Here is a 20,144-nt window from a genome sequence, read left to right on the forward strand (position 1 = left end):
CGAAACCGGCCTGTCTGCCTTCGGAGCAGAACACCAGGTTAGTCGCAGCGGATGCGAAAGGTGAGGAGGCTATCAAGCCTGCGCCGACTAAAAACGGAATGACCGCGTGTTTAAGCATGTTGGCCTCATGATTTGTTGTCATTTTTTAGTTGTGAGGTACGACCTCGTGAGTCGTGCCTGCGGATACTTATGCAGGGGCCATACCCATTGCAAGATCCAGAGCGACTACCGGCCTCAAAGCGTGGCACGAACGTACCTTAATGTCGCATCTGTATAACTTCTGACGCATTTGACCGTTTGCGGGTGGTTTTTACGGTGCAAATGAAGCCCCAAAACGGTGCGTTGGTCACGTTGTGCGCGCCGCCTTGGGGCTCGGTGTTACTTATTTATACCCACGCCATAGAAGGGGGTCAGACCGAACGGGCTGATACGGAAGTCGGTGACTTCCTTGCGCAGCGGCTGGAACACCGTGGAGTTGGCAATCGGGGTGATCGGCACTTGCTGTTTAAGGATCAGTTGCGCCTGTTGATACAGTTTTACCCGTTGCTCTTTATCCGTTGATAACTTGGCCTGTTGCACCAGTTTGTCGTAGGCCGGATCGCACCATTTGGCGTAGTTGCTGCCTTTTACCGCCGCGCAGCTGTAGAGCACACCAAGCCAGTTGTCCGGGTCACCGTTGTCACCTGTCCAACCATAGATCATCGCGTCGTGTTCGCCATTTTTGGCGCGTTTGATGTACTCGCCCCATTCGTAGCTGACGATGTTGGCCTTGATGCCGATCTTCTCCCAATCCTGCTGGATCATCTGTGCCGACATCCGCGCATTCGGGTTCGAGGCGCGCTGCACTGTCATCGCCCAAAGGTTGATGGTTGTACCCGGCGCAACCCCTGCTTCTTTCAGTAGCACCCGCGCTTTTTCCGGGTCGTAGGGAGCGTCCTTGATATTCGGGTCATACGACCATTGCGCTGGCGGCAAGGCGTTTTGGGCCAACTGGCCGGCGCTTTGGTAAACGGCTTTGATGATCGCCGGTTTGTCGATGGCCATGTCCAGCGCCTGCCGAACCTTGAGCTGATCGAGGGGCGCGTGGGTGGTGTTGTAGGCGAGGAAACCGAGGTTGAAACCGGCCTGCTTGAGCACGCGCAGGTTCGGGTCTTTTTCCATCACTTCGATGTCGGCCGGGCGTGGGTAGCCGCTGACCTGGCATTCGCCGGCCTTGAGCTTTTGCAAGCGTACGGCGGCGTCCGGGGTGATCGAGAAAATCAGGTTATCGATCTTCACGTCCTCGGGTTTCCAGTAGGCGGTGTTGGCGGCGTAGCGGATTTGCGAGTCCTTCTGGTAGCGCTTGAACACGAATGGGCCGGTGCCGATGGGTTTCTGGTTGAGGTCGGCGGCTTTGCCTTCCTTCAACAGTTGGTTGGCGTATTCGGCTGATTGCACCGAGGCGAAGCTCATGGCGAGGTTTTGCACGAACGCGGCGTCGACGTTGTTGAGGTTGAAGCGCACGGTCTGGTCGTCGAGTTTTTCTACCGATTTGATCGTGGTGTTGAGGCCCATGTCGGTGAAGTACGGGGACTCGGCGGGGTAGGCCTTGCGGAAGGCGTTCTCTGGGTCGAGCAGGCGCTGGAAGGTGAAGAGCACGTCGTCGGCGTTGAAGTTTCGGGTGGGTTTGAAGTAGTCGGTGGTGTGGAATTTTACGTTTTGGCGCAGGTGGAAGGTGTATTGCAGGCCATCCGGGGAGATGTCCCATTTTGTTGCCAGGCCAGGTTCGATGTCGGTGCCGCCGCGCTGGAATTGGGTGAGGCGGTTGAAGACGGTTTCGGCGGAGGCGTCGAAGTCGGTACCGCTGGTGTATTGGCTGGGGTCGAAGCCTGCCGGGCTGGCTTCGGAGCAGTAGACCAGGGTTGTGGCGGCGTTTGCTAACGGGGCTATGGCGGTTAGTGCGAGGGTGATTAATAGTGGTTTGAGGGTGAATCTTTCCATGGAGTCCCCGGGGAAATTGGAGGTGGTTGTGTTTTCAGGGTAGCGAGGATTTGGGGGGATTCGGAAATATCGTTTTTCTTGGGGGAGTGTCTATCTCGGTATATCCAGCGGTTGTGGGCATATCCGTTGCTGCGGTGATGGCTGCTTAGGGTTCCGCCCTTACGGCGGGTCACTTTTTACAAACGCCTAAAAAGTAACCAAAAACGCTTGCTCCTACGTACGGCCCGCTCGCTGGGGCTCGGGGTTCCTTCGCTCCGGGATCGATCCTGGCGCAGCGTCTCCGGTTTGCTTCGCTGCACCTACTCCCGCTGTGTTTGGCTTCGCCAAACGGTCGCTGCGCTCCCACGCCCGGATCAATCCCTCCACTCAGCCTTCCGACGTCGCCCGTGGATCAAGATCAAGAGCAGGCGAGCTGACACTCGGCCTAGTGAGTGGTGAAGAGCAGGGGTGTTCGGCTTTTGATTTGCGTTGTTGCTGCCCCTCACCCCAGCCCTCTCCCGAGGGAGAGGGGGCCGATTTGTGGGCTTTTCAAAGCCTGAGTTCGACTCGGTATCGCACGTCGGCGTATCTCTCCCAAACACCTCGATCAGTCCCCTCTCCCTCCGGGAGAGGGCTAGGGTGAGGGTTGGCTTTTGGCTGTTTAAATCTGTGTCGGATAACCAGAACCTTCCCACAATGTTTTCAGGTTGTCCGTCGGACGCTCGCTCTCTAGGCTCTGGGTGTCGCTGAATGTTCAGTGATCGGGTGTGAGAACCCGCCGAGCTTGAAACTAGCACCAGTAAGACCATAATTGCGGCCGGCCTTATTTGCTGTCGTAATGCCTTATGGCGGCTGTGTGCGGGCAGACTTCGGTCTGGCCGGTTTTCTGCTCACCGGTTTCTCACTCCGCACATAGCTGCCACCCTTTGCCACGTGAGAAATGGTCAAGGGCGGCTCGAATGACGAGCAGATTTTCATGAAAGATAAAATTGTCCCCGATCCACCTATCGATCCCACATCCCCACTCGAAGAAGCCATCCGCGCCGACGACCAGATCAAAACCCGCGAAGCCATCAAGCGCGCCCTGGATTTCTACCTCAGCCCCGACCCGGTCAAACCCCGGCAACCCAGTACGATGTTCCTGATCCAGCCGAACATCGACACCGAAAGCCTGCTGGCGCATGCCTGTGAGTCACTCGCGTCGGCGAACACGTTAACCGCTAACTTTGCCGATCAATTGGGCCGGCCCGAGCGTAATACGGCGTTGGCGATTCAGCAGATCATCATGCTGGCCGAGCTGGCGGTGAATCGGGCGCTGGATCGGGTTGATCCGCAGACCTGATTCGTCGGGATACCGCGTCATCGTTCATCGCTGGCAAGCCCGCTCCCACAGGGTCATATGCAATTTTCAAAACACTGCAGACCTGTGGGAGCTGGCTTGCCAGCGATGGCGGCGGATCATTCAACACACAAATCCTGGACACAAAAAAACCGCCGATCATTCACTGATCGGCGGTTTTTCATTCAGCCCACATCAAATCACTGCATCAACACTTCAATCGAGCCATCAGCCGTCATGCTCACCTGGCTGGTGCCCGCTTCAACTTCTGGCGTCACCGGCGCCGAATCCATCGCCGCCGCTTTCATCATCATCGGTGCGCGCAGGTACGGCTGTGGATAACCGTTGCTGTTGAGGTTCAGGTTGACGATTTTGTAACCCTTGCCGCCCAGTGCATCGGTGGCCAGTTGGGCGCGGGCCTTGAAGGCGGTCACGGCTTCTTTGAGCAATTGGTCTTCGCTGGCCTTGCGGGTCGGGTCGGCGATGGCGAAGTCCATGCCGCCCATTTTCAGGTCGCCGAGCAGTTCGCCGGTGAGTTTGGACAGGGCGGCGAAGTCGGCGCTTTCCAGGCGCAGTTCGGCGCGTTCACGCCAGCCGGTGATTTTCTGGCCTTTGGTGTCGTAGATCGGGTAGCTGTTGCGGCTGCCTTGGCGCAGGGTGATGTCTTTGACTTGCTTGGCCTGGGCCAGGGCCTTGTTCATGGTGGTGCTGACGTCGGCGGCGAGTTTGGCCGGGTCGGTGTTTTGTTCTTCGGTGTAGAGGGTGACGATCATCAGGTCGCGCGCGACTTCCGTGCTGACTTCGGCGCGCAGGGAAATCTGGTTGTAGTGCAGCTCATCGGCGGCCAGGGCCGGAAGGCTGGCGACGCTGCCGACGGTCAGGGCGAGAAGGGCGGCGCTGCGGCGAAATGTGTGCATGAAAGCTCCTTGATGAGGGCGCAGGTGATGGTTCGGGGGCCTGCGTGAAACCATCAGACTCTAACTTTTATGATCCGGTTCGCCCAGTTACAACTTCTATACAGATGACCGGGGCTGCTGCGCAGCCATTCGCGAGCAGGCTCGCTCCCACCTTGAAATGCATTCCCCTGTGGGAGCGAGCCTGCTCGCGAAGGCGTCCTTATAGCCGCCGAAAATGTTTTCGCCATGTGGTCGTTTGCCGCACTTTCGCCTCTGAAGGGCGCGGCTTGGTTATACTCCGTGCGATCCGCCTGGAGCGCTCATCAGGAGAGCTCATGCTCGCCCCCGTACAATTGACTTCCGCCACTCGCCAGAACCTCTGGCGGCTGACTTTCATCCGCACTCTGGTGCTCGCCGCGCAGGCCGGTTCCGTGGGCCTGGCCTACTGGCTGCAACTGCTGCCGTTGCCATGGGTGCAACTGGCGATGACCCTCGGCTGCTCGACGCTGCTCTGCGTGTTTACTGCCGTGCGCCTGCGCACTTCGTGGCCGGTGACCGAACTCGAATATGCGCTGCAGCTGGCCTGCGATCTGGTGATCCACAGTGCATTGCTGTATTTCTCCGGCGGTTCGACCAACCCGTTTGTTTCCTATTATCTGGTGCCGCTGACCATCGCCGCCGTGACGCTGCCGTGGCGCTATTCGGTGGTTCTGTCCGGTATCGCGCTGGCGCTGTACACCGTGATGTTGACGCGCTTCTATCCACTGGAAACCTTGCCGGTCGCCCGCGAGAACCTGCAGATCTACGGCATGTGGCTGAGCTTTGCCCTGGCCGCTGCGGTGATCACTTTTTTCGCCGCACGCATGGCCGAGGAACTGCGCCGCCAGGAAGAATTACGCGCGATCCGCCGTGAAGAAGGCCTGCGCGATCAGCAATTGCTCGCCGTTGCTACCCAGGCCGCTGGCGCCGCCCATGAACTCGGCACGCCGCTGGCGACCATGAGTGTACTGCTCAAGGAGATGCAGCAGGATCATCCTGACCCGATGCTGCAGGACGATCTGAAGGTGCTGCAGGATCAGGTCAAATTGTGCAAAGAAACGTTGCAGCAACTGGTCCGCGCCGCCGAAGCCAACCGGCGTCTGGCCGTCGAGATGCAGGACGTCACCGACTGGCTCGATGAAGCGCTGAACCGCTGGCACCTGATGCGTCCGGAGGCCAGCTATCGCTTCCACCGTCTCGGCCAAGGCACCGTTCCGCGCATGGCACCGCCGCCGGACCTGACTCAGGCGCTGTTGAATCTGCTCAACAATGCCGCCGACGCCTGTCCGGAGAATCTCAAGGTGACCCTGGACTGGGACGTCGAGAACCTGACCATCAGCATTCGTGACCACGGCGCCGGTGTGCCGCTGGCCATCGCCGAACAGATCGGCAAACCATTTTTTACCACCAAGGGCAAAGGTTTCGGCCTGGGCCTGTTTTTGAGCAAGGCCAGCGTGACACGCGCCGGCGGCTCAGTGAAACTCTATAGTCATGAGGAAGGCGGCACGCTCACCGAGCTGCGCCTGCCCCACGGCGCCCGAGGAGACCAACATGAGTGACGAAATCCAAGTCGAAGGCGAAGAACTGCCGCATTTGCTGCTGGTCGACGACGACGCAACGTTCACCCGAGTGATGGCGCGCGCCATGGCTCGCCGTGGCTTTCGCGTCAGCACCGCCGGTTCCGCCGAAGAAGGCCTGACCATCGCCCAGGCCGATCTGCCTGATTACGCCGCGCTCGACCTGAAAATGGACGGCGACTCCGGTCTGGTGCTGCTGCCCAAGTTGCTGGAGCTGGACCCGGAAATGCGCGTGGTGATCCTCACCGGTTATTCGAGCATCGCCACCGCCGTCGAGGCGATCAAGCGCGGCGCCTGCAACTACCTGTGCAAACCGGCTGACGCCGACGACGTGCTGGCTGCATTGCTGTCCGAGCACGCCGACCTCGACAGTCTGGTGCCGGAAAACCCGATGTCGGTCGATCGCCTGCAGTGGGAGCACATTCAGCGCGTGCTCACCGAGCACGAAGGCAATATCTCCGCCACTGCCCGCGCCTTGGGCATGCACCGCCGCACCCTGCAGCGCAAACTGCAGAAGCGCCCGGTTCGTCGCTGAACCTGCGCTGAACGACTATCGCCAGCCCGCGCGATAAAACGCACCGATCTACTATGATCGGTGCGTGTCTGTTCTTATCTATATCGAGCCTTATCCATGAATCAGAACGCTGAATATTCCGCGGTCAACGATGCTGTGCGCGGGCAGTTTTTTCGTAAAGTGTGGGCGATGACCACGCCCTACTGGCGCAGCGAAGAGAAGGGCAAGGCCTGGACGTTGCTGATTGCCGTGATTGCGCTGTCGCTTTTCAGCGTGGCGATCTCGGTGTGGATCAACAGTTGGTACAAGGATTTCTACAACGCGCTGCAGAAGAAGGACGAGGCGGCGTTCTGGCAATTGATTCTGTATTTTTGTGGGATTGCCACGGTGGCGATCCTTGGGGCGGTGTATCGCCTCTATCTGACGCAGATGCTGACGATTCGCTGGCGGGCGTGGCTGACCGAGAATCACTTCAAACGCTGGCTCGGCCACAAGAACTACTATCAGCTGGAGCAGGGCGGTTACACCGATAACCCCGATCAGCGGATTTCCGAAGACCTCAATACCTTCACCGCCAACACCCTGAGCCTGGGTCTCGGGCTGATTCGTACCGTGGTCAGTCTGGTGTCGTTCTCGATCATTTTGTGGGGCGTTTCCGGCAGCATCGAAGTCTTCGGCATCGAGATTCCCGGCTACATGTTCTGGTGTGCGCTGATTTATGCAGCGGTCGGCAGTTGGCTGACGCACTTGATCGGTCGACGCCTGATCGGCTTGAACAACCAACAACAACGCTTCGAAGCTGATTTGCGTTTCTCCATGGTACGAGTACGTGAAAACGCCGAAAGCATCGCGTTGTACAACGGTGAGCCGAACGAGAATCGTCGTTTGAGCAGCCGCTTCGGGCTGGTCTGGCACAACTTCTGGGACATCATGCGCGTGTCCAAACGCCTGACGTTCTTCACCTCGGGCTACGGCCAGATCGCAATCATCTTCCCGTTCATCGTCGCCGCACCGCGTTATCTGGCGGGCAAGATCGAACTGGGTGAGTTGATGCAAATCAACTCGGCGTTCGGCAACGTGCAGGAGAACTTCAGTTGGTTCATCAGCGCGTATTCGGACCTCGCCGCGTGGCGCGCTACGTGTGATCGTCTGTTGAGTTTCCGCCAGGCCATGACCGACAACGAAGAGCGCACCCCGGCCATCGATGTGCAGAATCAGGGCAGCGAATTGAAGGTGCATAACCTCGGTCTGGACCTGGCCGATGGGCGTCATCTGCTGACCAGCGCCGACATGACCGTCGAACCGGGTGACCGAGTGATGCTCAGCGGCCGTTCCGGCAGCGGCAAGTCGACGCTGTTGCGGGCGATGGGGCATTTGTGGCCGGCGGGGCATGGCAGCATTCGTCTGCCGGCAGCGCGTTACCTTTTCCTGCCGCAGAAACCTTATCTGCCGATCGGCACCCTGCGCGAGGCGTTGAGTTATCCACAACCGGGCGACACCTACGCGCCGGAACGTTATGCACAAGTGCTGGAAACCTGCCGCCTGCCACATCTGGTCGCGCGCCTGGACGAGGCCAACCACTGGCAACGCATGCTCTCGCCGGGCGAGCAGCAACGACTGGCCTTCGCTCGCGCTATGCTTTACGCGCCGCAATGGTTGTACATGGACGAGGCGACTTCGGCGATGGATGAGGAAGATGAAGCGACGCTGTATCAGGCACTGATCGACCAATTGCCGGGGCTGAGCATTGTCAGTGTCGGCCATCGCAGCAGTTTGAAACGCTTCCATCCACGGCATGTGCGGATCGACAGCGGCCACTTGATAGAGCAAACCGTGACCGCCTGACGCCACGGATCCCTTGTAGGAGCTGCCGAAGGCTGCGATCTTTTGATTCTAAAAGGTCAAAATCAAAAGATCGCAGCCTTCGGCAGCTCCTACAGGGACGTCGTGTTGACGGTGATCGTACAACCCGCTTGAGCTATGATGCCCACAAGCCGAATTTTCGAGACAAAATGCAAACCATGGAAAACCTGATCGACACCCCGCGCCTCCCGCGCAAGCGCCGCAGTCTGGCCCAGGAACTGGTGACGGTGCTGAGCGAGCAGATCCGCGATGGCCTGCTCAAGCGCGGTGACAAACTGCCTACCGAGTCGGCAATCATGGAAGCCCATGGCGTCAGCCGCACCGTGGTGCGCGAGGCGATTTCGCGTTTGCAGGCTGCCGGCCAGGTGGAAACCCGCCACGGCATCGGCACCTTCGTGCTCGACACGCCGAGCCCGAGTGGTTTCCGCATCGACCCGGCCACCGTCGTTACCCTGCGTGATGTGCTGGCCATTCTCGAATTGCGCATCAGCCTTGAAGTGGAATCCGCCGGCCTTGCCGCGCAACGTCGCAGCGCCGAGCAACTGGCCACCATGCGCGCCGCCCTCGATGCGCTCAACGAAAGCGCCGCCCATGCCAGTGATGCGGTCGCGTCGGACTTTGCTTTCCACCTGGAAATCGCCCTGTCCACCGGCAACCGTTACTTCACCGACATCATGACCCACCTGGGCACCAGCATCATTCCGCGTACGCGGCTGAATTCGGCGCGTCTGGCCCATGATGACCAGCAGCACTACATGAGCCGCCTGAGCCGTGAGCACGAAGAAATCTACGACGCGATCGCCCGTCAGGATTCCGATGCGGCGCGTGCGGCGATGCGTCTGCACCTGACCAACAGCCGCGAAAGACTGCGCCAGGCCCATGAAGAGGCGCAGGCGCAGGGTTGAGGTTGGATCAGTCTTTAAGCTCGATTACCAGTTGCATCGAAAGCTTTTGGTCGCCCGCATGTTCTAAGGAGTACTGCAATTTAGCGTTCTGACCAGCGTTCAGCATTTTTTCAAACTGCGCTTTCGGAATTGCAAACTCAACGGGCTTTCCAGCGGAGATTGGTGTCAGTACAACGGAGTCTGACCACTGCTCGGCGCCTTCTGGGTCGTACACTTTCAGTGTAATTCTGTCCCCTGAGGCCGCTTCTTGGAGCGCAGGTACTTCGCCGTGAGCGGGGCCTACCAGGTCATGTACGTGCAGGACGTCATTGATTGCTTCCTTCAGCACAGGTGCAGGCAGCATTTGAATAGCGAAGCTTTTATTCATCTTCAAGATCCTTTTGGTTGTCGAAACGAGCCGTGTCGGCTCAAGCTGATTGATATCTGGAGTGCGTAAGACTGGCACCTGTAAGAAATACCAGTTCCGACGAACGGTCACCGCTCCCGCACGACCAGGTTCAGCCCTCGATCCGCAATCTCAACACCTGCGAAAACGGCTCCATACTCGACTCATCACAAAACTTGTAGCGCAGTTCAACCACCCTGTTCAGATACGGACGCAGAGCCTCTTTAGGCAGTTGCAACTCGATTCCCGTCAGTTTCTCCATCTCGTCTTCAGCATCGTCCCAGGTGCCAGTGTTCACCTCTTCACCTACCCACTCCGGCTCTTCCGGGTCGTCTCCCAGAATCGGGTAGACGCTCCAGTTCGCCGGGAAATCGCTGGAGTCGGGCACTTGTACGATCAATACATCCGGCAGCAGCGATAGCTGAAGGGTGAGTGGGGCGGAAGGCGAAGCGGCAATGTGCGACAGGGTCGGAGCAGCATAATTCACAAACATTTCGGGTTCCTTCGAGTGGTCCGCCACGATCCTTCGTGGCAGTCGTCGCACCTTACCCGGCGTTTCTCCAGCGCTCAGTAAACGAATCTTGACCAGACATTTCCGCGCTAAAACCCTTTAAACACAGGCGTTTGCGACGCGTCCTGCCAAGCCTTAAACAGTTTTGTCCGACAAAAAAACACCCACAACGATGAAATGCAGTTGACGGTTATTTTTTAAGTTGTACGATGACCTACAACTTCAGCGAAGGCTGAACGGACCAATCACAAAAAACGTTGCTACCAGGGTGTTCGAATAATGAATCCACAAGAACTGAAGTCCATCCTCTCTGCCGGCCTGCTGTCTTTCCCGGTGACCGATTTCAACGCGCAGGGCGATTTCAACCGCGCGGGCTACATCAAACGCCTGGAATGGCTGGCCCCTTATGGCGCTTCAGCCTTGTTCGCTGCCGGCGGCACTGGTGAGTTCTTCTCCCTGGCCGCCAGCGAATACTCGGAAATCATCAAGACTGCCGTCGACACTTGCGAAACCAGCGTGCCGATCCTTGCCGGTGTCGGTGGTTCGACCCGTCAGGCCATCGAATACGCTCAGGAAGCCGAGCGTCTGGGCGCCAAAGGCCTGTTGCTGCTGCCGCACTACCTGACCGAAGCCAGTCAGGACGGCGTTGCCGCTCACGTTGAAGCCGTGTGTAAATCGGTCAACATCGGCGTAGTTGTCTACAACCGCAACGTTTGCCGCTTGACCGCGCCGCTGCTGGAACGTCTGGCCGAGCGCTGCCCGAACCTGATCGGCTACAAGGATGGCCTGGGCGATATCGAGTTGATGGTGTCGATCCGTCGCCGCCTCGGTGATCGCTTCAGCTACCTGGGTGGTCTGCCGACTGCCGAAGTCTACGCCGCCGCCTACAAGGCGCTGGGCGTGCCGGTTTACTCGTCGGCGGTGTTCAACTTCATCCCGAAAACCGCGATGGATTTCTACCACGCGATCGCCCGTGAAGATCACGCCACCGTCGGCAAGATCATCGACGACTTCTTCCTGCCGTACCTCGACATCCGCAACCGCAAGGCCGGTTACGCCGTGAGCATCGTCAAGGCAGGCGCGAAAATCGCCGGCTATGACGCAGGCCCGGTGCGGGCGCCGCTGACCGACCTGACCGGCGAAGAGTACGAAATGCTCGCCGCGCTGATCGACAAGCAAGGTGCGCAGTAACACCCGACAAAAACGCGGCCGCTGAGTAATCAGCGGCTTTTTGCGTAAAGGCTTTTAGTTTTGAGGGCTGCCCCTGTGACAAATGCAAAACGCTACGACAACTACATCAACGGCGAATGGGTTGCCGGTGCCGACTATTCGGCCAACATCAACCCGTCCGAGCTGAGCGACAACATCGGTGACTACGCCAAGGCTGACCTGACTCAGGTCCACGCCGCCATCGACGCCGCCCGCGCGGCATTCCCGGCGTATTCGACTTCGGGTATTCAGGCCCGTCATGATTCGCTGGATAAAGTCGGCACGGAAATCCTCGCCCGTCGCGAAGAACTCGGCACCCTGCTGGCCCGGGAAGAGGGCAAGACCCTGCCCGAAGCCATCGGCGAGGTGACCCGCGCCGGCAACATCTTCAAATTCTTCGCCGGTGAATGCCTGCGTCTGTCCGGCGACTATGTGCCGTCGGTGCGTCCGGGCGTCAATGTTGAAGTGACTCGCGAAGCCCTCGGTGTGGTCGGTCTGATCACCCCGTGGAACTTCCCGATTGCGATTCCGGCGTGGAAAATCGCCCCGGCCCTGGCCTACGGCAACTGCGTGGTGTTGAAGCCGGCCGATCTGGTGCCCGGTTGCGCTTGGGCTCTGGCGGAAATCATTTCCCGTGCAGGCTTTCCGGCCGGCGTGTTCAACCTGGTGATGGGCAGCGGTCGCGTGGTGGGTGATGCGCTGGTCCAGAGCCCGAAAGTCGACGGCATCAGCTTCACCGGTTCGGTGGGTGTGGGCCGGCAGATCGCGGTCAACTGCGTGTCGCGCCAGGCCAAGGTTCAACTGGAAATGGGCGGCAAGAACCCGCAGATCATTCTCGACGACGCTGACCTCAAGCAAGCGGTTGAGCTGTCGGTGCAGAGCGCGTTCTACTCCACCGGCCAGCGTTGCACTGCGTCGAGCCGTTTGATTGTTACTGCGGGCATTCACGACAAGTTCGTTGAGGCGATGGCCGAGCGCATGAAGTCGATCAAGGTCGGCCACGCGTTGAAATCCGGCACTGATATCGGTCCAGTGGTTTCGCAAGCGCAGCTGGAACAGGACATGAAGTACATCGACATCGGCCAGTCCGAAGGTGCGCGTCTGGTCAGCGGCGGTGGTCTGGTGACGTGCGATACCGAAGGCTACTTCCTCGCGCCGACGCTGTTTGCCGACAGTGAAGCGTCGATGCGCATCAGTCGTGAAGAGATCTTCGGGCCGGTGGCCAACATCGTTCGCGTGGCCGATTACGACGCGGCGCTGGCGATGGCCAACGACACCGAGTTTGGTCTGTCGGCGGGTATCGCGACCACTTCGCTGAAGTATGCCAACCACTTCAAACGCCATTCGCAAGCCGGGATGGTCATGGTCAATCTGCCGACGGCTGGCGTGGATTACCACGTTCCGTTTGGTGGGCGTAAAGGTTCATCCTATGGATCACGTGAGCAAGGCCGCTATGCGCAAGAGTTTTACACGGTCGTGAAGACCAGCTACATCGGTTCCTGATACACGCAATACCCCTGTAGGAGCTGCCGAAGGCTGCGATCTTTAAGATCAAGATCAAGAGATCGCAGCCTTCGGCAGCTCCTACAGGGAATACCAAAGAAGATTCACCCGCGCATAAAAATAATCAGTGGGAGTACATCTACATGCAATCGTCCAAGCCGACTCACGTCCGCTATTTGATCCTGCTCATGCTGTTTCTGGTGACCACGATCAACTACGCCGACCGCGCCACGATCGCCATCGCCGGCTCCAGCCTGCAAAAAGATCTGGGCATCGACGCAGTCACCCTCGGCTATATCTTCTCCGCATTCGGTTGGGCCTACGTGGCCGGGCAAATCCCCGGTGGCTGGCTGCTCGATCGCTTCGGCTCGAAAAAAGTCTATGCCCTGAGCATTTTCACCTGGTCGCTGTTCACCGTGCTGCAAGGCTTTGTCGGTGAGTTCGGCATGTCCACCGCCATCGTTGCGCTGTTCATGCTGCGCTTCCTCGTCGGTCTGGCTGAAGCGCCTTCGTTCCCCGGCAACGCGCGCATCGTGGCCGCTTGGTTCCCGACCGCTGAACGCGGCACCGCCTCGGCGATCTTCAACTCGGCGCAATACTTTGCCACCGTGTTGTTCGCACCGCTGATGGGCTGGATCGTTTACTCCTTTGGCTGGGAGCACGTGTTCATCGTCATGGGCCTGTTCGGTATCGTCTTCTCGGGCATCTGGCTGAAGGTTATCCACAGCCCGCGCCAACACCCGATGGCCAACGAAGCCGAAGTGCAGTTCATCGCCGACAACGGCGGCATGGTCGACATGGACGTGAAACAAGGCAAAAAAGCGGACGGCCCGAAATGGGATTACATTCGTCAGTTGCTGACCAACCGCATGATGCTTGGCGTGTATCTGGGCCAGTACTGCATCAACGGCATCACTTATTTCTTCCTGACCTGGTTCCCGGTTTACCTGGTGCAAGAGCGTGGCATGACCATTCTCAAGGCCGGTTTCATCGCCTCGTTGCCGGCAATCTGCGGCTTCATCGGCGGCGTGCTCGGCGGGGTGATTTCCGATTACCTGTTGCGCAAAGGCCACTCGCTGACCTTCGCCCGCAAAGCACCGATCATCGCTGGCCTGCTGGTGTCGAGCAGCATCGTTGCCTGCAACTATGTTGATGTGGAATGGATGGTCGTCGGCTTCATGGCGTTGGCGTTCTTCGGCAAAGGCGTTGGCGCACTCGGTTGGGCAGTGGTCTCCGACACTTCGCCAAAACAGATCGCCGGTTTGAGCGGTGGCCTGTTCAACACCTTCGGCAACATCGCTTCGATTACCACGCCGATCGTGATTGGCTACATCATCAGCTCCACCGGCTCGTTCAAATGGGCGCTGGTGTTTGTGGGTGCCAACGCACTGGTCGCGGTGTTCAGCTATCTGGTGATCGTTGGCCCGATCAAGCGTGTGGTCCTCAAAGAGCCGCCAACCCATGGCGGTACTGAAGCCACCGGCAAATTGTCTCAAGCGCATTCCTGAGGAGCGGCGTCATGCAGTTGATTGAACATTCCGACTCGCCGCGCCACATCCGCCTGCACGAGCGGGACAATGTGGTGGTAGTGGTCAACGACCAGGGCGCCCCGGCCGGCACTGAATTTGCCGATGGCCTGGTGACGCTGGAATTTGTGCCGCAGAGCCACAAGGTCACCCTCGAAGACATTCCCGAGGGCGGCCAGGTGATTCGCTACGGTCAGGTGATTGGCTACGCATTGCAGCCGATTCGCCGTGGCAGTTGGGTCAAGGAAGATCAACTGCGCATGCCGACCGCGCCGCCGCTGGACAGCCTGCCGCTGTCCACCGACGTGCCGGACGCGCAGGCACCGCTGGAAGGCTTCACCTTCGAGGGTTATCGCAACGCTGACGGCACCGTCGGCACGCGCAATATTCTTGGCATCACCACGACCGTGCAGTGCGTGACCGGCGTGCTCGATCATGCGGTGAAACGCATCAAGGAAGAGCTGCTGCCGAAGTATCCACACGTCGATGACGTGGTGGCGCTGACCCACAGTTACGGCTGCGGTGTGGCCATTACTGCCACCGACGCCTACATCCCGATTCGTACCGTGCGCAATCTGGCGCGTAATCCGAATCTCGGTGGCGAGGCGTTGGTGATTAGCCTCGGCTGCGAGAAATTGCAGGCCGGGCAGGTGATGCACGAAGACGATGCGTCGGTGGATCTCAGCGATCCGTGGCTGTATCGCTTGCAGGATTCCAGTCACGGTTTCACCGAAATGATCGAACAGATCATGGAACTGGCCGAAGTTCGCTTGAAGAAACTCGATCAGCGCCGTCGCGAAACCGTGCCGGCGTCCGAGTTGATCCTCGGCATGCAGTGCGGTGGCAGCGATGCGTTCTCCGGAATCACCGCCAACCCGGCGCTGGGCTACGCCTCGGACTTGTTATTGCGCGCCGGGGCGACGGTGATGTTTTCCGAAGTCACCGAAGTACGCGATGCGATTTACCTGCTGACTTCGCGCGCCGAAAGCAAAACCGTTGCCGAGGAACTGGTGCGTGAGATGGACTGGTACGACCGTTACCTGGCCAAGGGCGAAGCGGATCGTAGCGCCAATACCACGCCGGGCAACAAGAAGGGCGGGCTGTCGAACATTGTCGAGAAGTCGCTGGGTTCGATCGTCAAATCCGGCAGCAGCGCGATCAATGGCGTGCTCGGCCCGGGTGAGCGTTTCAAGCAGAAGGGGCTGATTTTCTGTGCGACGCCGGCGAGTGATTTTGTCTGCGGTACGTTGCAGTTGGCGGCAGGGATGAACCTGCATGTGTTCACCACCGGGCGTGGCACGCCGTATGGTTTGGCGATGGCGCCAGTGGTGAAGGTCTCGACGCGTACGGAATTGGCGCAGCGCTGGCCGGATTTGATCGATATCGACGCCGGACGGATTGCTACAGGGCGCGCGACCATCGAGGAATTGGGTTGGGAGTTGTTTCACTATTACCTGGATGTTGCGAGCGGCAAGCAGCAGACGTGGGCGGAGAAGCACAAGCTGCATAACGACATTACGTTGTTTAACCCGGCGCCGATTACCTGATGGTTTGGGGGTGGGTCAAAAGCTACCCTCACCCCAGCCCTCTCCCGAAGGGAGAGGGGGCCGACCGAGTTGTCTTGCGCTGTACATCGACCTGAAAAATCGGGTCGATTATGGATTCAGCGATGTCATTTCAGGTCGGTGGATTTTTAGAATATCCCCCGATCGGTCCCCTCTCCCTCTGGGAGAGGGCTAGGGTGAGGGGCTTTTGCTTTATCATTGGCATCCAACGACGCTCACCCAAGGCTCCCCGGCATGCTGGCAATCTTCCTCGAAACCCTGAACATCACCGCGCCGGTGTTTGCCATGCTGTTTCTCGGTGTGCTGCTCAAGCGCATCGACTGGATCAACGACAACTTCATCCACACCGCCTCGTCACTGGTGTTCAACGTCACCATGCCGGCGCTGCTGTTCCTCGGCATTCTGCATGCCGATCTGCACGCCGCGTTGCAACCGTCCCTGCTGATCTACTTCTCCCTTGCCACGCTGGTGAGCTTTGCCCTGGCCTGGGGCTGGGCGATTTTCCGTTGCCCGCGCGAAGATCGCGGCATCTACACCCAGGGCGCGTTTCGCGGCAATAACGGCGTGATCGGCCTGGCACTGGCGGCGAGCATGTACGGCGATTACGGGATTTCCCTCGGGGCGATTCTCGCAGCGTTGGTGATCCTGTTTTACAACACCCTGTCGACCATCGTGCTGGCGGTGTACAGCCCGGTGATCAAGTCCGATCCGTGGAGCATCTGCAAAAGCGTGTTCAGCAATCCGCTGATCATCAGCGTGATTGCGGCGGCGCCGTTTGCTTACTTCAAGATCGGTTTGCCGGGCTGGCTGGAAACTTCCGGGCAGTATCTGGCGCAGACCACCTTGCCGCTGGCGTTGATCTGCATTGGCGGCACGTTGTCGCTGGCGGCGTTGCGCAAGAGCGGCAGCATGGCGCTCAGTTCCAGTCTGGTGAAGATGGTCGGCTTGCCGGTGCTGGCGACGCTCGGCGCGTGGTTGTGGGGATTTCGCGGGGCGGAACTGGGGATTCTGTTTTTGTACTTCGGCAGCCCGACGGCGGCGGCGAGTTTTGTCATGGCCCGGGCGGCGCAGGGTAATCATGAACTGGCAGCGGCGATTATCGTGATGACCACATTGATGGCGGCGCTGACCACCAATATCGGGATCTTCGTTTTGCAGTGGGGTGGGTGGATATAAAGGCAAGATCAAAAGATCGCAGCCTGCGGCGGCTCCTACAGGAGACCACATTTCCATGTAGGAGCTGCCGAAGGCTGCGATTTTTTAGCTTTTCTCGTAACTGTCGATCACTTCCTGCGCCGCACGAAACGAATCTATCGCCGCCGGCACGCCGGCATACACCGCGCAATGCAGCAGCGCCTCGCGAATCTCGTCCACCGTGCAGCCATTGTTCAGCGCGCCGCGCACGTGGCCTTTCAACTCTTGCGGGCACTTCAACGCGGTCAGCGCCGCGAGGGTGATCAGACTGCGGGTTTTCAGCGGCAGACCTTCACGATTCCACACGCCACCCCAGGCATGTTCGTTGACGAAGTCCTGCAACGGTTGACTGAACTCGGTGGCGTTGCCCAAGGCGCGATCAACAAACGCATCGCCCATTACCTGGCGGCGGACTTCAACCCCGGACTGCTTCGATTCGGTCATGGCATATCCCTTTTGTGATGTTGGCGGCGCCAGGCGCGGATCGACGTGAACAGCAGGAACGTCAACAGCGTCGGCAAGATGTAAAACAGCATCAGCCGCTCAAGCTTGCCGGCCAAGGGCATGCCGGTGGTGAACGACACCACGTGCAGCCCGTAAGCCAGGTACAAACCGAGCAACAGCAAACCTTCGGCACGCGTCACGCGGTAGCCGGAATAGAACACCGGCAGGCACAGCGCGGCGACGCCGAGCATTACCGGCAAGTCGAAATCCAGTGCGTTCGGCGATACCGACAGCGGTGTCGGCGCGATCAAGGCAGTCAGGCCGAGCACCCCGAGCAGGTTGAACAGATTTGCGCCGATCACGTTGCCCACGGCGATATCGCGTTGCCCGCGCAATGCGGCGATCAGCGAGGTCGCCAGTTCCGGCAGCGACGTGCCGACGGCGACCACGGTCAGGCCGATCACCCGCTCCGAGAACCCAAGATCGGTGGCCACCACGACAGCGGCGCCCAGCAGCAAATGCCCGGCGAACACCAACATCGCCAGACCGATAACGATCATCAGCAGGCTGCTGATCCACGAGGCCTGTGCTGTTTCAGGTTGTTCCGAGTGCGGTCGCGTCGAGTGCCGCGATTGGCGTAACAACAAGCCGAGATACAACGCCAGTGCTGCCAACAACAGGACGCCGTCGAAGCGACCGATCTCTTCGTTCCACGCCAGGACGAACACCAGCAGGCTGGCGCCGATCATCAGCGGAATATCAAGACGCACCAATTGCCGAGAAACACGCAAAGGAATGATCAGCGCCGACAGGCCGAGGGTCACAAGGATGTTGAAAATGCTGCTGCCGACCACGCTGCCGACGGCGATGTCAGGGTTGTGGGCCAACGCGGCCTGCAGGCTGACGGCCATTTGCGGCGCGCTGCTGCCAAGGGCGACGATGGTCAGGCCGATGATCAACGGCCGCACATGCAGGCGCGCCGCCAGACGCACCGCCGCGCGCACCATCAGTTCGGCACCGAAGATCAGCAGGCACAGGCCGGCGAGCAATTCGATCACGCTGATCAGCGGTAAATCGGTCAGTCCGAAAATGGTCAGCGCTCCATCAGTCGTCGAGGGCCTGCACGCGAACCCGCGCGGTGCCGCTGCGCAGCATGCCGAGTTGTTCGGCGGCCTCGCGGGACACGTCGATCAGGCGTCCACGGGTATGCGGGCCACGGTCATTGATGCGGACCACGACGGATTCATCGTTTTTCAGGTTGGTGACCTTCACCCGCGTGCCGAAGGGTAGCTGGCGGTGGGCGGCGGTCAGGGAATTCTGGTTGAACGGCTCGCCACTGGCGGTGCGTTTACCGTGGTGCCTGGCACCGTAATAAGAGGCGACGCCGGTCTGGTCGTAACCGTGCGGGTCGATGGTGTCGGTGCTGGCGCAACCGGCCAGTAAAGAGAGCAGGGCGCAGGCGCCGAGCAGACGTTTCATTCAGATACTCCAAAGTGATCGTTCCCACGCTCCAGCGTGGGAATGCATCCCGTGACGCTCTGCGTCACACCGCAATGGACGCGGAGCGTCCGGGGCGGCATTCCCACGCAGAGCGTGGGAACGATCCCCGAGCGCGGGGCCAGAATCAGCCTTCGAGCTTGCTTTTCAGCAGTTCGTTCACTTGCTGCGGGTTGGCTTTGCCTTTCGACGCTTTCATCGCCTGACCGACAAAGAAGCCGAACATCTTGCCGCGTTTGGCTTCATCAGCAGCACGATACTGTTCAACCTGCTCGGCGTTGGCCGCGAGCATTTCGTCCAGTACCGCCGAGATTGCGCCGCTATCGGTCACTTGCTTCAGACCGCGTTTTTCGATGATCTCGTCCGCGCTGCCTTCACCGTTGGCCATCGCTTCGAACACGACCTTGGCGATTTTGCCGGAGATGGTGTTGTCCTTGATGCGCTGCAGCATGCCGCCCAACAGTTCAGCCGAAACCGGCGACTCGTCGATGTCCAGGCCTTGCTTGTTGAGCAGGCTGCCCAACTCGACCATCACCCAGTTCGCCGCCAGCTTGGCGTCGCCGCCGATGCTCGCGACTTTCTCGAAGTAGTCGGCTTGCTCGCGGCTGGTGGCCAGGACACTGGCGTCATAGACCGACAGACCGAATTGCTCCTGGAAGCGCTCGCGTTTCTGTGGAGGCAGTTCCGGCAGAGTGGCGCGCACCTCGCCGAGGAACGACTCTTCGATGACCACGGGCAGCAGGTCCGGATCGGGGAAGTAACGGTAGTCGTTGGCTTCCTCTTTCGAACGCATCGGACGGGTCTCGTCCTTGTTCGGATCGTACAGACGGGTCTGCTGGATCACTTTGCCGCCGTCTTCGATCAGCTCGATCTGACGCTGGATCTCGGAGTTGATCGCCTTCTCGATGAAACGGAAGGAGTTGACGTTCTTGATCTCGCAGCGCGTGCCGAACTCGACCTGGCCTTTCGGACGGATCGACACGTTGCAGTCGCAACGCAGCGAGCCTTCGGCCATGTTGCCGTCGCAGATGCCCAGGTAACGCACCAGCGCGTGGATCGCCTTGACGTAAGCCACGGCTTCCTTGGCGCTGCGCATGTCCGGTTCGGAAACGATTTCCAGCAGCGGCGTGCGCTGCACCTTGCTCGAAGAAGCTTCGCGCCTCGGCGGCGTGGTCTATCGCGGGCCGCTGCGTGATGGCGTGCAACTGGATTATCTCG

At 59.5% G+C, this 20,144-nt stretch carries 18 protein-coding genes and 2 pseudogenes; 11 read left to right on the forward strand and 9 right to left on the reverse strand.

All coding sequences use genetic code 11. The features are described from left to right. Positions 1-118, reverse strand: a 118-nt coding sequence (locus tag ACIF4X_RS27640) for a hypothetical protein (RefSeq protein ID WP_397484516.1), incomplete at its 3' end; no start/stop codon positions are given. Positions 119-378: 260 nt separating this feature from the next. After that, positions 379-1,980 carry an ABC transporter substrate-binding protein gene (locus ACIF4X_RS27645; protein ID WP_397484505.1) on the reverse strand — a complete coding sequence of 534 codons (1,602 nt, stop codon included), beginning with the start codon at positions 1,978-1,980 and terminating at the stop codon, positions 379-381. Positions 1,981-2,935: 955 nt separating this feature from the next. On the opposite strand from ACIF4X_RS27645, the gene ACIF4X_RS27650 reads away from it, so the two are divergent. Continuing rightward, positions 2,936-3,301 carry a DUF6124 family protein gene (locus ACIF4X_RS27650; RefSeq protein WP_397484506.1) on the forward strand — a complete coding sequence of 122 codons (366 nt, stop codon included), beginning with the start codon at positions 2,936-2,938 and terminating at the stop codon, positions 3,299-3,301. A gap of 197 nt (positions 3,302-3,498) precedes the next feature. Here the strand turns inward: ACIF4X_RS27650 and ACIF4X_RS27655 are convergent, their stop codons facing one another. Continuing rightward, the gene (locus ACIF4X_RS27655; protein ID WP_397484507.1) at positions 3,499-4,215 is read right to left on the reverse strand and encodes an SIMPL domain-containing protein; all 717 of its coding nucleotides are present in this window, start codon (positions 4,213-4,215) and stop codon (positions 3,499-3,501) included. Between the two features lie 314 nt (positions 4,216-4,529). Here ACIF4X_RS27655 and ACIF4X_RS27660 point away from each other — a divergent pair, with 314 nt between their 5' ends. The 4 genes from ACIF4X_RS27660 to ACIF4X_RS27675 all read left to right on the forward strand — a co-directional run bounded on the left by ACIF4X_RS27660 (position 4,530) and on the right by ACIF4X_RS27675 (position 9,092). Then, entirely contained in the window at positions 4,530-5,792 is a 1,263-nt protein-coding gene (locus ACIF4X_RS27660) for an ATP-binding protein (protein ID WP_397484508.1), read from the forward strand. Next, a complete protein-coding gene (locus ACIF4X_RS27665; protein WP_003221630.1) occupies positions 5,785-6,345 on the forward strand; it encodes a response regulator transcription factor in 561 nt (186 codons plus the stop codon). The genes ACIF4X_RS27660 and ACIF4X_RS27665 overlap by 8 nt, the downstream gene beginning before the upstream one ends. Before the next feature lie 96 nt (positions 6,346-6,441). Further along, positions 6,442-8,169, forward strand: coding sequence for an ABC transporter ATP-binding protein/permease (locus tag ACIF4X_RS27670; RefSeq protein WP_397484509.1), 1,728 nt, complete (start codon positions 6,442-6,444; stop codon positions 8,167-8,169). A 176-nt stretch (positions 8,170-8,345) separates the two neighbouring features. Then, on the forward strand, positions 8,346-9,092 hold the full coding sequence (locus tag ACIF4X_RS27675; RefSeq protein ID WP_176472316.1) for a FadR/GntR family transcriptional regulator: 747 nt from the start codon (positions 8,346-8,348) through the stop codon (positions 9,090-9,092). 7 nt (positions 9,093-9,099) lie between these two features. Here ACIF4X_RS27675 and ACIF4X_RS27680 read toward each other — a convergent pair whose 3' ends face one another. Further along, positions 9,100-9,459 carry a hypothetical protein gene (locus ACIF4X_RS27680; protein ID WP_397484510.1) on the reverse strand — a complete coding sequence of 120 codons (360 nt, stop codon included), beginning with the start codon at positions 9,457-9,459 and terminating at the stop codon, positions 9,100-9,102. Positions 9,460-9,589: 130 nt separating this feature from the next. Then, on the reverse strand, positions 9,590-9,970 hold the full coding sequence (locus tag ACIF4X_RS27685) for a hypothetical protein (protein WP_397484511.1): 381 nt from the start codon (positions 9,968-9,970) through the stop codon (positions 9,590-9,592). A 297-nt stretch (positions 9,971-10,267) separates the two neighbouring features. Here ACIF4X_RS27685 and kdgD point away from each other — a divergent pair, with 297 nt between their 5' ends. The 5 genes from kdgD to ACIF4X_RS27710 all read left to right on the forward strand — a co-directional run bounded on the left by kdgD (position 10,268) and on the right by ACIF4X_RS27710 (position 16,967). Then, the gene (gene kdgD, locus ACIF4X_RS27690; protein ID WP_016984321.1) at positions 10,268-11,179 is read left to right on the forward strand and encodes a 5-dehydro-4-deoxyglucarate dehydratase; all 912 of its coding nucleotides are present in this window, start codon (positions 10,268-10,270) and stop codon (positions 11,177-11,179) included. Between the two features lie 75 nt (positions 11,180-11,254). Further along, positions 11,255-12,700, forward strand: coding sequence for an aldehyde dehydrogenase family protein (locus tag ACIF4X_RS27695; protein ID WP_397484512.1), 1,446 nt, complete (start codon positions 11,255-11,257; stop codon positions 12,698-12,700). A 143-nt stretch (positions 12,701-12,843) separates the two neighbouring features. Further along, the gene (locus ACIF4X_RS27700) at positions 12,844-14,208 is read left to right on the forward strand and encodes an MFS transporter (RefSeq protein WP_141127764.1); all 1,365 of its coding nucleotides are present in this window, start codon (positions 12,844-12,846) and stop codon (positions 14,206-14,208) included. A gap of 11 nt (positions 14,209-14,219) precedes the next feature. Then, entirely contained in the window at positions 14,220-15,773 is a 1,554-nt protein-coding gene (gene garD / locus ACIF4X_RS27705; protein WP_095119494.1) for a galactarate dehydratase, read from the forward strand. A 252-nt stretch (positions 15,774-16,025) separates the two neighbouring features. Continuing rightward, positions 16,026-16,967, forward strand: a complete 942-nt coding sequence (locus ACIF4X_RS27710) for an AEC family transporter (protein ID WP_397484513.1) — start codon at positions 16,026-16,028, stop codon at positions 16,965-16,967. 84 nt (positions 16,968-17,051) lie between these two features. Here ACIF4X_RS27710 and ACIF4X_RS27715 read toward each other — a convergent pair whose 3' ends face one another. The 4 genes and pseudogenes from ACIF4X_RS27715 to gatB all read right to left on the reverse strand — a co-directional run. After that, positions 17,052-17,429, reverse strand: a complete 378-nt coding sequence (locus tag ACIF4X_RS27715; protein WP_397484514.1) for a carboxymuconolactone decarboxylase family protein — start codon at positions 17,427-17,429, stop codon at positions 17,052-17,054. After that, positions 17,426-18,487: a calcium/sodium antiporter gene (locus ACIF4X_RS27720; protein ID WP_397484515.1), complete on the reverse strand. Its 1,062-nt coding sequence runs from the start codon at positions 18,485-18,487 to the stop codon at positions 17,426-17,428. The genes ACIF4X_RS27715 and ACIF4X_RS27720 overlap by 4 nt, the downstream gene beginning before the upstream one ends. A 46-nt stretch (positions 18,488-18,533) precedes the next feature. Further along, positions 18,534-18,908: a septal ring lytic transglycosylase RlpA family protein gene (locus tag ACIF4X_RS27725; protein WP_242205301.1), complete on the reverse strand. Its 375-nt coding sequence runs from the start codon at positions 18,906-18,908 to the stop codon at positions 18,534-18,536. A 145-nt stretch (positions 18,909-19,053) separates the two neighbouring features. Beyond that, positions 19,054-20,055 (reverse strand): annotated as a pseudogene (gene gatB, locus ACIF4X_RS27730) (Asp-tRNA(Asn)/Glu-tRNA(Gln) amidotransferase subunit GatB); the annotation flags it as partial. Here gatB and ACIF4X_RS27735 point away from each other — a divergent pair. Continuing rightward, a pseudogene (locus tag ACIF4X_RS27735) lies at positions 20,048-20,144 on the forward strand (hypothetical protein); the annotation flags it as partial. The pseudogenes gatB and ACIF4X_RS27735 overlap by 8 nt on opposite strands.

Source organism: Pseudomonas sp. NPDC085632 (genome assembly GCF_044541255.1).
GTDB lineage: Bacteria > Pseudomonadota > Gammaproteobacteria > Pseudomonadales > Pseudomonadaceae > Aquipseudomonas.

Coding starts and splice junctions, on each gene's coding strand:
- ACIF4X_RS27645 (WP_397484505.1), bottom strand. CDS start 1,980: ATGGAAAGATTCACCCTCAAACCACTATTAATCACCCTCGCACTAACC.
- ACIF4X_RS27650 (WP_397484506.1), top strand. CDS start 2,936: ATGAAAGATAAAATTGTCCCCGATCCACCTATCGATCCCACATCCCCA.
- ACIF4X_RS27655 (WP_397484507.1), bottom strand. CDS start 4,215: ATGCACACATTTCGCCGCAGCGCCGCCCTTCTCGCCCTGACCGTCGGC.
- ACIF4X_RS27660 (WP_397484508.1), top strand. CDS start 4,530: ATGCTCGCCCCCGTACAATTGACTTCCGCCACTCGCCAGAACCTCTGG.
- ACIF4X_RS27665 (WP_003221630.1), top strand. CDS start 5,785: ATGAGTGACGAAATCCAAGTCGAAGGCGAAGAACTGCCGCATTTGCTG.
- ACIF4X_RS27670 (WP_397484509.1), top strand. CDS start 6,442: ATGAATCAGAACGCTGAATATTCCGCGGTCAACGATGCTGTGCGCGGG.
- ACIF4X_RS27675 (WP_176472316.1), top strand. CDS start 8,346: ATGGAAAACCTGATCGACACCCCGCGCCTCCCGCGCAAGCGCCGCAGT.
- ACIF4X_RS27680 (WP_397484510.1), bottom strand. CDS start 9,459: ATGAATAAAAGCTTCGCTATTCAAATGCTGCCTGCACCTGTGCTGAAG.
- ACIF4X_RS27685 (WP_397484511.1), bottom strand. CDS start 9,970: ATGTTTGTGAATTATGCTGCTCCGACCCTGTCGCACATTGCCGCTTCG.
- kdgD (WP_016984321.1), top strand. CDS start 10,268: ATGAATCCACAAGAACTGAAGTCCATCCTCTCTGCCGGCCTGCTGTCT.
- ACIF4X_RS27700 (WP_141127764.1), top strand. CDS start 12,844: ATGCAATCGTCCAAGCCGACTCACGTCCGCTATTTGATCCTGCTCATG.
- garD (WP_095119494.1), top strand. CDS start 14,220: ATGCAGTTGATTGAACATTCCGACTCGCCGCGCCACATCCGCCTGCAC.
- ACIF4X_RS27710 (WP_397484513.1), top strand. CDS start 16,026: ATGCTGGCAATCTTCCTCGAAACCCTGAACATCACCGCGCCGGTGTTT.
- ACIF4X_RS27715 (WP_397484514.1), bottom strand. CDS start 17,429: ATGACCGAATCGAAGCAGTCCGGGGTTGAAGTCCGCCGCCAGGTAATG.
- ACIF4X_RS27725 (WP_242205301.1), bottom strand. CDS start 18,908: ATGAAACGTCTGCTCGGCGCCTGCGCCCTGCTCTCTTTACTGGCCGGT.